This window comes from Aureimonas ureilytica, from assembly GCF_001475935.1.
In the GTDB taxonomy this organism is placed as follows: domain Bacteria; phylum Pseudomonadota; class Alphaproteobacteria; order Rhizobiales; family Rhizobiaceae; genus Aureimonas; species Aureimonas ureilytica_A.
In genome coordinates this window covers 1-10,556 of sequence record NZ_LDQA01000066.1, presented here as the reverse complement: position 1 = coordinate 10,556, position 10,556 = coordinate 1, and the positions used below count along the sequence as shown (strand labels likewise).

Below are 10,556 nucleotides of genomic sequence, written 5' to 3'. Positions count from 1 at the left end.
GTTCAGCATCCAGAAGCCCAAATCCTGCATGATGGCGCCGACACGGAAGATGTTGTGGTAGGAGCCGATCACCCAGATCGTGCCGTTGGGCTTGAGCAAGCGGCGGGCGGCGAGCAGCCAGGCCCGCGTGAAGGCGTCATAGGCCTCGAAGCTCTCGAAGCGGTCCCATTCCTCGTTGACGGCATCGACGCGGGACTGGTCGGGGCGGGTGAGGTCGCCGCCGAGCTGAAGATTGTAGGGCGGGTCGGCGAAGATGGCGTCGACGCTGCCGGCGGGCAGCGCGGCCATGCGGGACACGCAGTCGCCCTTGATGATCGTGTCCAGCCATTCCGGCTGGCTTGGCGAGAGGGCCACAGCCCCCGCACCGGCGAAGCCCAGCGGTGTGCCTGCGCTCAGGCGCTCCGCTCCGGGCGCGGCCTTTGACGCTGGCACTGCACGAGACACGCGAACCGCACCGGACCTGGACATAGCGCCACCACCACCCACTCAACGCGACAACACCGCGGGATCACACCGGGCTCCGGCTCCAAATCACCGCCGCCCCTCATGTGCTTATGGTTACCGAAGAGGGTTAACGAGCCATGAAGTGACCCACCGATTGGCCTCCGGCTGCGAAGCGTGCTAACCCCGCCGCATCCCCGCCCGCCCCTGTCTCACTTGGGTTTCGTCGTCGCGGCGGAGCATGAGCGGCCCTCGAACCGGTGCCGCGACAGCATCCGGGAGCGGCTCAGGAACGCGAGTTCGGCCGAGGCCCGCACAGAACCTCGAAAGGCCACGATGGCACTCTCCCTCATTCTGTTCGATTGCGACGGCGTGCTCGTCGATTCCGAAATCATCTCCGCCAAGGTGGACGCCTCGCTCCTGAAGGAACTCGGCTACGAAATATCCGCCAACGAGATCGCCGAGCGCTTCGCGGGCCTGACGCAGGACCGCATTCTCGAACTCCTGACGGCCGAAGCCGGCATCCGTTTTCCCGAGGATTACGCCGAGCGTCAGCGAGTGGAACTCGACCGTCGCCTCGCCGCCGAGATTACGCCGATTGCGGGCGTTCACGAGATGCTCGATCGGCTCGACCTGCCCCGCGCCATCTGCTCGAATTCCTCCTCCGAGCGGCTGAAGATCGTTCTGGAGCCGACCAAGCTCTGGGACCGCTTCCGCCCCTATGTCTATGCCTCGCGCGAAGTCGGCACGAAGCGGCCCAAGCCCGCGCCGGACGTCTATCTCTATGGCTGCCGTCAGTTCGAGACCGCGCCGCGCGAAACCATTGTTCTGGAAGATTCCGTTCATGGCGTTGCCGCAGCCGTTGCGGCGGGCTGCCGAGTCGTCGGCTTCACCGGCGGGCAGCACAGCTATGACGGCCACGGCCATGCGCTGGCCGAAGCGGGCGCGGAAACCGTGATCCGTCGCCTGTCGGAATTTCCCGGCGTCGTGGAGGCTTTCAGCAATTGGGAAGCGGCCTGACCGGCCGCCCCCGACGCACCATTCAGCGGCCGGTCTTGCCCTTGGCGGCAACGGCCGGCGCCGGCGGTCCTTCGTCGAAGCCGGCATAGATCGTGAGCGTCTTGCCGGCGGGCTTGGGGAAGCGGATGTTGCGGTCGATATAGGAGAAGTTCACCGCGCCGCCCGTGGAATCCAGAAGCGCGCCTTGGTGACCCAGTTGGCTATAGACGAGCTTGCCATTGTCCACGATCGCCACGCGCAGCGGCAGATCGACCGTTCCGCCCTTCGAGACCGGCCCCGGCACGACGCGCCCGGTGACCGCGATTTCCATGAAATACTGCCCGTCGCGCTCGCGGCAAGACCGCGTCGTGCCGGTGATGGAGGCGACATAGTCCACAGAATCTCCCGAGCCCTTACGCAGGATGGCGGTGCCTTCGCGTAGAGCAACCTGCGGGCAATAGTCCGCGACCTTTCCCGCGCTGGCGACCTGCGCGGGCGAGGCCGGAAGGCTGGCGGACGAAGGCGCGGCGGGTGCCGGCCCTCCGCCCGACGTGCTGCAACCGGCGGCGCTGAGGCCGGCCAGCGTCAAAAAAAGCAGATTCTGGAAGGGGCTGCGTCTCGACATATGCATCCGCGGTTCTTCCCATAGGGGTGTCGCTCGGTCTATATCAGGCACCCAGCCAGGTTGCGACCAGTCTTGGCATGGAGAAGCGAAGACCGTTTCCTCCGAGCCGAAGCAAGCCGCCCGCAAGGGCGCACGGGAGTTGTCGTTGAGATATGTGAGTTCGCGGGGCGAAGCTCCGACCCTTGGTTTTGCTGACGTTCTCCTGGCCGGCCTTGCGACGGACGGCGGTCTTTACGTTCCGGAAACCTGGCCGACCCTCTCGCCCGAGACCATCGCCTCCTTCGCCGGTCGCCCCTATGCCGAGGTGGCGTTGGAGGTCCTGACGCCCTTCGTGGGCGGCGAGATCGCTCAGGCCGATCTGGAGCGCATGGTGCGCGAGGCCTATGCGACCTTCCGCCATCCCGCCGTCGCCCCGCTCGTTCAGATCGGCGATCGGCATTTCGTGCTCGAACTGTTCCACGGCCCGACGCTCGCCTTCAAGGACGTGGCGATGCAGCTACTCGCGCGGCTGATGGACCATGTGCTGACGCAGCGCCAGCGCCGCGCCACGATCGTCGGCGCGACCTCGGGCGACACGGGCGGCGCGGCCATCGCAGCCTTCGCGGGCAGCGAGCGCACCGACATGTTCATTCTCTTCCCAAAGGGCCGCGTTTCCCCCGTCCAGCAGCGCCAGATGACGACGGCCGGACGACCGAACGTTCATGCGCTTGCGGTGGAAGGCACGTTCGACGACTGCCAGGCCCTGGTGAAGAGCATGTTCAACGACGCGAAGTTCCGCGCCGAAACGGCTCTTTCGGGCGTCAATTCGATCAATTGGGCCCGCGTCATGGCTCAGATCGTCTATTATTTCACGGCGGCCGCGAGTGTCGGCGCGCCCCGCCGCACGGTGTCCTTCACCGTGCCGACCGGCAATTTCGGTGACATCTTCGCCGGCTTTGCCGCCAAGCGCATGGGCCTGCCGGTGGATCGTCTGATCATCGCCACCAACAAGAACGACATTCTCGAGCGGACGATGAGAAGCGGGCGCTACGAGATGGAAGGCGTTCACGCCACCATGTCGCCCTCCATGGACATCGAGATTTCCTCGAATTTCGAGCGTCTCCTGTTCGAGGCGAGCGGGCGCGATGCGGAAACGGTTCGCCGTCTGATGCAGCAGCTTCGCCAGTCCGGCGCATTCACCCTGCCCGAGCCCATGATCCAGGCCATCCGCGCCGAGTTCGACGCCGGGCGCACGGACGAGGCCGGCACGGCTGAAACGATCAAGACCTATCTCGGAACGACGGCCTATCTCCTCGATCCGCATACGGCGGTCGGCGTTGCCGTGGCGGACCAGCATATGGGCGATATCCCGATGATTACGCTTGGTACGGCGCATCCGGCCAAATTCCCGGCTTCGGTGAAGGCGGCCTGCGGCGTCGAGCCTCCGCTGCCGCCCAGCCATGGAGATTTGATGAGCAGGGAGGAAAAGTTCGACGTTCTGCCGAACGATCTCGATGCCATCGAAGCCTTTATCCGTGAGCGCAGCCGCGCCGTGCGCCACGGGGCCGCAGCATGAGCGTCGAGGTCACGCGCCTCTCCAACGGGTTGACGGTCGCGACCGAAACCATGCCGACGCTGGAAAGCGCCGCGCTGGGGGTCTGGGTCAAGGCCGGTGCACGAGACGAAACCGAGCGCGAGCACGGCATCGCTCATCTTCTCGAGCACATGGCGTTCAAGGGTACGTCGCGCCGTTCGGCCCGGCAGATCGCCGAAGAGATCGAAGATGTCGGCGGCGAGTTGAACGCCTCCACCAGTGTCGAGACCACCGCCTTCTACGCCCGCGTCATGAAGAACGACGTACCGCTGGCGATCGACATTCTGTCGGACATCCTGCTCGATTCCCGCTTCGACGAGGAAGAGCTGGAGCGGGAGCAACAGGTCGTCTTGCAGGAACTCGGCGCAGCCGAGGATACGCCGGACGACATCGTGTTCGACCATTTTCAGCAATCCGCCTTCGCCAACCAGATCATCGGGCGACCGATCCTGGGCACGCGCGAAAGCGTGCGCTCCTTCACCCCGGATGATCTGCGGACCTATCTCACGCGCCATTACGCGCCGGACCGCATGGTGGTTTCGGCGGCCGGCGCCGTGTCGCATCAGGACATCGTGGACCGTGTCTCGGCCGCTTTCGGCGCACAAGCGCCCATGGGGGGCGCCCTGCCAGAACGTACGCCCGCTCTCTATACGGGCGGCGAGTTCCGCGAAGAGCGCGATCTTTCCGACGCGCAGATGGTGCTGGGCTTCAAAGGCCGCCCCTACTACCAGCGCGACTTCTATTCCGCGCAGGTCCTGTCGATCATCCTGGGCGGCGGCATGTCGTCTCGTTTGTTTCAGGAAGTGCGGGAAACGCGCGGGCTCTGCTACGCGATCTCGGCCTTCCACTGGAGCTTCTCCGACAGCGGCATTTTTGGCGTTCACGCCGCGACGGGCGAGGAAGAACTGGCCGAGCTCGCGCCCGTGATCGTGGAGGAGCTGGTTCGCGCAGCGGACGGCATCACCGAGAAGGAAGTCGTGCGCGCCCGGGCGCAGATGCGCTCCAGCCTCTTGATGAGCCAGGAAAGCCCGGCATCGCGCGCGGGCCAGATGGCGCGCCAGCTGATGTTCAACGGCTCGATCATCGCCAATACCGAGCTGCTGGATCGGCTCGACGCCATCACGGCGACGCGTCTGGCAGGGCTTGCGGAGGCGACCTTCATCGACACCGTTCCGACCCTTGCGGCGATCGGCCCGGTGTCGCGTTTGCCGTCGTCGGAGACCTTGATGCAAGGTGGGGCGGGTCGTAGCGCATCGGCCCCACTGCGCGCCGCCGCTGCGGTTAGCTGATCCCAGCCGGATGGGTTGGCTGACGTGGGTTCAGGCATCGGCTCAGCCGGTGCTGAACGGTCCCGGAATCCTGCTGCGGATGCCGCGTCCCGGCGATTATGAGCGCTGGAGGGCGCTTCGGGAGGAAAGCCGAGCCTTTCTCACGCCATGGGAGCCCAGCTGGTCTCCGGGGGAACTCAGCCGCCCGGCCTTCCGCCTACGCCTTTCGCGTTACCGCCGCGATGCACGCGAGCGCGGCAGCTACACATTCTTCGTGTTCGATCCAAAGGGGCAGGTTCTCTACGGTGGCCTGACGCTTGGACGCATCCAGCGCGGCGTGGCCCAATCGGCGACGCTGGGCTATTGGATGGGCGAACGCCACGCAGGGCGGGGCATCATGAGCCGCGCGGTTCGTACGATCTGTATCTTCGCCTTCGAGATCGAAGGGTTGCACCGCGTCGAAGCGGCCTGTGTTCCGCGCAACGGCCGATCGATCGGCCTTCTTGAGTCCTGTGGATTCCGCCGGGAAGGCCATCTCCGGCAATATCTCAAAATAGCCGGTGTCTGGGAGGATCACCTACTCTATTCCTTGTTGGCCGAAGACTGGGCCGCCAGCGCCGGTTATCATGCCGATTCGATGTCCGCCCCTTCGCTTGCCGGGACAAGACCTTGACGTTTTCCATGCCCCAACTCTCCCGATCCCCGGCCCTTCTCTTCTGCCTGCTCGGCTTCTTCCTGCTGGCCTGGGCCTGTGCAACGCCCGCCAGTGCGTTCGCCCCCGTGAGCATCGGACGCGAGGATGTCGCGATCGATCTTGCGCCCGCGATCGACATCCATCGCGGGCGTGGAGCGAACTTCCAGGTTTCGACCATCCCAGGCTCGGACGGAATCGTGAGGCGCATCGAAGTCGAGTCCAGCTCGTCCAATCCATCGGGAAATTGGGCCGTCTTCGCGCTCGCCAACAACACGGACGAGCAGATCGATAGGTTGGTCGTCGCGCCGCATTTCCGACTGTCGGGCTCCGGGCTGGTCTGGCCCGATCTCGGCTCGCAGCGCATCGTCGCCATCACACCGTCCGAGGGCTTTGCGCTCGACCGGCAGGATAGCCCGGAAGCCGACGTCTTCCTCGTGACGCTCGACCCCGGCACGGTGATCACCTTCGTGGCGGAACTGGCCAGCGACAAGCTGCCGGAAATCCGCCTTTGGGAGCCCAATGCCTATAAGGACACCGTGAACGCCTTCACGCTGTATCGCGGCATCGTGCTCGGTATCGCCGGCCTGCTCGCGGTCTTTCTGACGATCCTCTTCGTCGTGAAGGGGTCGCCCATGTTCCCTGCGACCGCCGCCCTCGCCTGGGCCGTACTCGCCTATATCTGCATCGATTTCGACTTCTGGCAGAAGCTGGTGCCCATCGTGCCGGGTGAGGAGCGCATCTGGCGCGCAGGCACGGAAGTGGCCCTCGCCTTCACCCTGGTCGTGTTTCTCTACGCCTATCTGAACCTCAACCGCTGGCACGGGATTCTCTCCGCGTTCACGGCGCTTTGGCTGGTGGGCCTGGGCGGCCTCGGTGCCCTCGCGGCGTTCGATCCCCCCATGGCGTCCGGCATCGCGCGCATGTCCATGGCCGCCACGGCCGGGGTGGGTCTTCTCCTGATCCTCTATCTCTCGGCCATGCGCTACGACCGGGCGATCATGCTGATCCCGACTTGGCTGCTGATCATTGCGTGGCTCGCCACGGGATGGCTGACGATCACCGGCCAAATCCATAACGACATCATTCAACCGGCATTGGGCGGCGGTCTGGTGCTCGTCGTCCTGCTCATCGGCTTTACGGTCATGCAGCACGCCTTCGCCGGCAATGGCAGTTTCGGCAGCGGGCTCCTGTCCGACATGGAGCGCCGCGCTCTGGCGTTGGCGGGAACCGGCGATGCGATCTGGGACTGGGACGTCGCGCGCGATCGCATCTTCGCGGGCTCCGACACGGACGGTCTCCTGGGGATGCCGGTGGCGGCCATGAACGGACCGGCGCGGGACTGGCTTCCCATCCTGCACCCGGACGATCGGGATCGTTTCAAGATCACGCTCGACACGATCCTCGAACATCGTCGTGGCCGCATCGCGCAGGATTTCCGCCTGAGGAGCGACGACGGGCATTACCATTGGATGAACCTGCAGGCCCGGCCGGTGCTCGGGTCGAACGGCGAGGTCGTGCGCTGCGTCGGTACGCTCAAGGACGTGACCGACCGGAAGAAGGCCGAGGAGCGCCTTCTGCATGACGCGCTGCACGACCAGCTGACCGGCCTGCCCAACCGCGAACTCTTCATCGACCGGCTGAACTCGATAGCCGCCCTCGCCGCGAGCCACCCGGACGTACGGCCGACGCTCTTCGTCATCGACATCGACCGGTTCAAGCAGGTCAACGACGACTTCGGCATGGCGACCGGCGACACGATCATCCTCACGCTCGGCCGGCGCTTGAAGCGCGTCCTCAAACCGCAGGATTCGCTGGCCCGGCTGACGGGGGATCAGTTCGGGCTGATCCTCATGTCCGAAGCCGAGATTGGCGCGGTCGGCTCCTTCGCGGAAGCCCTGCGTGAAGTCGTGCGTGCGCCGATCACGTTCGGAGACCGCGACATCATCCTCACGGGCTCGATCGGCCTGACAGGATGGACGGATGGTGCCAGCGCGGATGAGGTTCTACGCGACGCGGAACTCGCCATGTATCAGGCCAAGCGACTCGGTGGGGATCGCATCGAGCCCTTCCGGCCCGGCTACAAGACCCACGCCTCGGGCCGCGTCGAACTGGAATCGGACCTGCGCCGCGCCTTCGGGCGCAACGAGCTGTCGCTCATGTTCCAGCCCATCGTGAAGCTGTCGTCGAGCGAGATCGTCGGCTTCGAAGCCTTGCTGCGCTGGAACCACGCCAAGCGCGGACCGATCTCGCCTTATGAGTTCATCCCGATGGCCGAGAATACCGGCCTGATCGTGCAACTCGGCCAGTTCGCCTTGGACGAGGCGACAAGGCGTTTGTCGGACTGGCAAAAGCTGCCGGGCCAATCCAAGCTCTTCTGCTCGGTCAATATCTCCAGCCGCCAGCTCATCCGCCAAGACCTGCTGAACGATGTCCGGCACATTCTGAAACGCTACAACCTGCCGCCCGAGACTCTGAAGCTGGAGCTGACCGAATCGCTCGTCATGGACAACCCAGAGCGCTCGGCCAAGCTTCTGGAGCGCCTCAAGGAAATGGGCGTCGGCTTGTCGCTGGACGATTTCGGGACGGGCTATTCCGCCCTCTCCTATCTCATCCGCTTTCCGTTCGACACGCTGAAGATCGACCAGACCTTCCTACGCGGAGACGCGCATCCGCAGAAGCAGATCATCGTGCAGTCGATCGTGACCATGGCGCATGAACTCGGGCTCGCCGTGGTCGCCGAAGGCGTCGATAAGGAGATCGACGCGCAACGGCTTCGCCAGCTGAACTGCGAATATGTTCAGAGCTTCATGTTCTCGCCGCCGCTCACCGCCGAGGAAGCGCGCCGACGGCTTCAGGATCGGCAGGGCCGCAAGGCAGCTGTCGTCTGATGCGGCTATCCCTTGCGGAAAGGCGTAGCCGCCGACGCCTCAGGCGTGGCCGGCTTCGCTCGTCAGAAACGCGGGATTGATGCCGAGGATGGCAAGCGCCCGGGTGTATTTGTTCTCGAGTTCGGCATCGAACACGATGTCGAGATCAGCGCGGCAGGTCAGCCATCCGTTGGCGGCGATTTCGGATTCGAGCTGGCCAGGACTCCAGCCGGCATAGCCGAGCACCATGATCGCCGTAGACGGGCCGACGCCGCTCGAAATCGCCTTCAGAATGTCGAGCGTCGGCGTCAGGGCAATGCCATCATCGACGCTGACGGTGGACTCGGAATCGTAGTCTTCGGAGTGCAGAACGAAGCCGCGCCCCTGCTCGACCGGCCCGCCCTGGCAAACAGGAACCTCCCGCCCCTTTTGCGGCAGGCGAATCTCGTTGGGATCGCTCACGATCTCCAATTGCGTCAAAAGCGCTGCGAAGCTGAGCGGCTGCGCCTTATTGACGATGAAACCCATCGCACCGCTCGACGAATGCGCACAGATGTAAACGACCGAGCGCGAAAATCGCTCGTCCTCCATGCCCGGCATGGCGATGAGAAAGTGCCCTTCCAGGGAAGAGGCTTCGTCGGATCGGTTGCGAATGTTCTCGAAGTCCATGAGCCTAAGATAAAGCTGTCCTGCCGGTTTTGCATCAGCGACATGAGGTTTTGAAATGCGGCGTTTCGATTTTTTCCAGCTGCCGCACAGGCTCGCAATGGGCTGGCTGTTTTTCGCGCTTCTAGCGGCTGTGTCCTTCACGGCCGGTCCTGCCCTCTCCGCATCCGAAATCGAGGTGGAGGGCGCGCATATGCGGCTAGACGTCGTGGAGGAGAACGGTCGCGTTCAGGCCGCGCTCTCGATCGATCTCAAGCCGGGCTGGAAGACTTACTGGATTTCGCCCGGCCCGGTGGGACTTGCCCCGGCGATCCAGCTCGACAACAGCGCCGGGGTTGAAGACGCTCTTATTCTTCTGCCGGTTCCAACGCGGTTCCGCGAGGGTGACATGGAGAGCATCGGCTATGCCGAGCCCGTCTCCTTTGTCGTCATGGGCGCGGCAAAGCCGGGCGAAACGTCGATCCTGCGGGCCGATATCACGATCGGTCTCTGCCGCGAGCTTTGTTTGCCTGTTCATGTCGAACTGGAAGCCAAGCCCTCGACAAGCCTCAACGCGCGAGCAGCCGTGCGCCGCGCGCTGGCGGCGCTTCCACAGGACGTTCAGCCGCACGACATCGAGGCTTCGATGCGGCAGGGCCGGCTGCATATCGCCAGCGCTTCGCGCGAGGGGCCGCCCCCAACCGACGCCTTTGTGGCGGCGCCCGAAGGCTGGGGCTTCGGCGTGCCGGTCGCGGGCTCCGACGCACACGGTTTTTCCCTCGACATTCCGATCCTATCCACACCCGGCACCGATGCGGAGCTGACGAAGATCGACCTTCTGTTGACGGATGGGGAGAAGGCAGAGCTAATCCGCGCGCTTCCAGTCGGTCGGAATTGACCGACTCAAGATGCCAGAGGATATGCCATGACCCTATCGATCGGCGACAAGCTGCCCCAGGCGACATTCCGCACGCCCAGCGAAGACGGCCCCAAGACCCTGTCCACCGATGAGATTTTCAACGGCAAGACGGTGGCGTTCTTTGCCGTGCCCGGTGCGTTCACGCCCACGTGCACGATGAACCACCTGCCCGGCTTCCTGGAACTCAACGACGAAATCCGTGCCAAGGGCGTCGATACGATCGCCGTCGTCTCGGTGAACGATGTCTTCGTCATGAAGGCCTGGGCCAAGGCCACGGAGGCCGGAGACCGCATTCTGTTCCTGGCCGATGGAAACGGCGAGTTCACCCGTGCCGCCGGCCTCGATGTCGATCTGTCGGGCGGCGGCTTGGGCCTTCGGTCCAAGCGCTATTCCATGATCGTCCGCGATGGAACGGTCGCCGCGCTCAACGTCGAAGAATCGCCGGGCCAGGCGGAAACCTCCTCGGCTTCCGCGCTTCTGGCGCAGCTCTAACCCGTCACCTCAGGCCGGCGAGGCCACTCTCGC

Annotated in this window: 10 protein-coding genes; 7 read left to right on the top strand and 3 right to left on the bottom strand. The window is 64.6% G+C overall.

All coding sequences use genetic code 11. The annotated features are described in order from the left end of the window. On the bottom strand, positions 1–378 hold a 378-nt coding region (locus tag NS365_RS20400), incomplete at its 3' end, for a DNA-methyltransferase (RefSeq protein ID WP_275477565.1). Between the two features lie 399 nt (positions 379–777). Here NS365_RS20400 and NS365_RS20395 point away from each other — a divergent pair. After that, complete coding sequence (locus NS365_RS20395; protein ID WP_058602137.1) at positions 778–1,461, top strand: HAD family hydrolase; 684 nt, start codon at positions 778–780, stop codon at positions 1,459–1,461. 22 nt (positions 1,462–1,483) lie between these two features. Here the strand turns inward: NS365_RS20395 and NS365_RS20390 are convergent, their stop codons facing one another. Beyond that, complete coding sequence (locus tag NS365_RS20390) at positions 1,484–2,065, bottom strand: hypothetical protein (RefSeq protein WP_153003881.1); 582 nt, start codon at positions 2,063–2,065, stop codon at positions 1,484–1,486. A 145-nt stretch (positions 2,066–2,210) separates the two neighbouring features. Here NS365_RS20390 and thrC point away from each other — a divergent pair, with 145 nt between their 5' ends. The 4 genes from thrC to NS365_RS20370 are packed head-to-tail and all read left to right on the top strand — an operon-like array spanning position 2,211 to position 8,488. Next, positions 2,211–3,620, top strand: coding sequence for a threonine synthase (thrC, locus tag NS365_RS20385; protein WP_058602135.1), 1,410 nt, complete (start codon positions 2,211–2,213; stop codon positions 3,618–3,620). Then, complete coding sequence (locus NS365_RS20380) at positions 3,617–4,927, top strand: M16 family metallopeptidase (protein WP_058602134.1); 1,311 nt, start codon at positions 3,617–3,619, stop codon at positions 4,925–4,927. Before thrC ends, NS365_RS20380 begins: the two co-directional genes overlap by 4 nt. Before the next feature lie 10 nt (positions 4,928–4,937). After that, on the top strand, positions 4,938–5,579 hold the full coding sequence (locus NS365_RS20375; RefSeq protein ID WP_058602133.1) for a GNAT family N-acetyltransferase: 642 nt from the start codon (positions 4,938–4,940) through the stop codon (positions 5,577–5,579). Between the two features lie 8 nt (positions 5,580–5,587). After that, positions 5,588–8,488, top strand: coding sequence for an EAL domain-containing protein (locus NS365_RS20370; RefSeq protein ID WP_058602138.1), 2,901 nt, complete (start codon positions 5,588–5,590; stop codon positions 8,486–8,488). Between the two features lie 39 nt (positions 8,489–8,527). Here the strand turns inward: NS365_RS20370 and NS365_RS20365 are convergent, their stop codons facing one another. Beyond that, positions 8,528–9,136 (bottom strand): YqgE/AlgH family protein, encoded by a 609-nt coding sequence (locus tag NS365_RS20365; protein ID WP_058602132.1) that lies wholly within the window; start codon positions 9,134–9,136, stop codon positions 8,528–8,530. 97 nt (positions 9,137–9,233) lie between these two features. Here NS365_RS20365 and NS365_RS20360 point away from each other — a divergent pair, with 97 nt between their 5' ends. Together NS365_RS20360 and NS365_RS20355 are read left to right on the top strand one after the other, a co-directional pair. Continuing rightward, positions 9,234–10,010 (top strand): protein-disulfide reductase DsbD domain-containing protein, encoded by a 777-nt coding sequence (locus NS365_RS20360; RefSeq protein ID WP_206612157.1) that lies wholly within the window; start codon positions 9,234–9,236, stop codon positions 10,008–10,010. Between the two features lie 27 nt (positions 10,011–10,037). Next, on the top strand, positions 10,038–10,523 hold the full coding sequence (locus NS365_RS20355) for a peroxiredoxin (RefSeq protein ID WP_058602130.1): 486 nt from the start codon (positions 10,038–10,040) through the stop codon (positions 10,521–10,523). Positions 10,524–10,556 lie beyond the last annotated feature (33 nt).

Excerpts from the sequence above, each read along its gene's own strand:
- NS365_RS20380 (WP_058602134.1), top strand. The coding sequence starts at position 3,617 with ATGAGCGTCGAGGTCACGCGCCTCTCCAACGGGTTGACGGTCGCGACC.
- NS365_RS20365 (WP_058602132.1), bottom strand. The coding sequence starts at position 9,136 with ATGGACTTCGAGAACATTCGCAACCGATCCGACGAAGCCTCTTCCCTG.
- NS365_RS20355 (WP_058602130.1), top strand. The coding sequence starts at position 10,038 with ATGACCCTATCGATCGGCGACAAGCTGCCCCAGGCGACATTCCGCACG.
- NS365_RS20370 (WP_058602138.1), top strand. The coding sequence starts at position 5,588 with ATGCCCCAACTCTCCCGATCCCCGGCCCTTCTCTTCTGCCTGCTCGGC.
- NS365_RS20360 (WP_206612157.1), top strand. The coding sequence starts at position 9,234 with ATGGGCTGGCTGTTTTTCGCGCTTCTAGCGGCTGTGTCCTTCACGGCC.
- NS365_RS20395 (WP_058602137.1), top strand. The coding sequence starts at position 778 with ATGGCACTCTCCCTCATTCTGTTCGATTGCGACGGCGTGCTCGTCGAT.
- NS365_RS20390 (WP_153003881.1), bottom strand. The coding sequence starts at position 2,065 with ATGTCGAGACGCAGCCCCTTCCAGAATCTGCTTTTTTTGACGCTGGCC.
- NS365_RS20375 (WP_058602133.1), top strand. The coding sequence starts at position 4,938 with ATGGGTTGGCTGACGTGGGTTCAGGCATCGGCTCAGCCGGTGCTGAAC.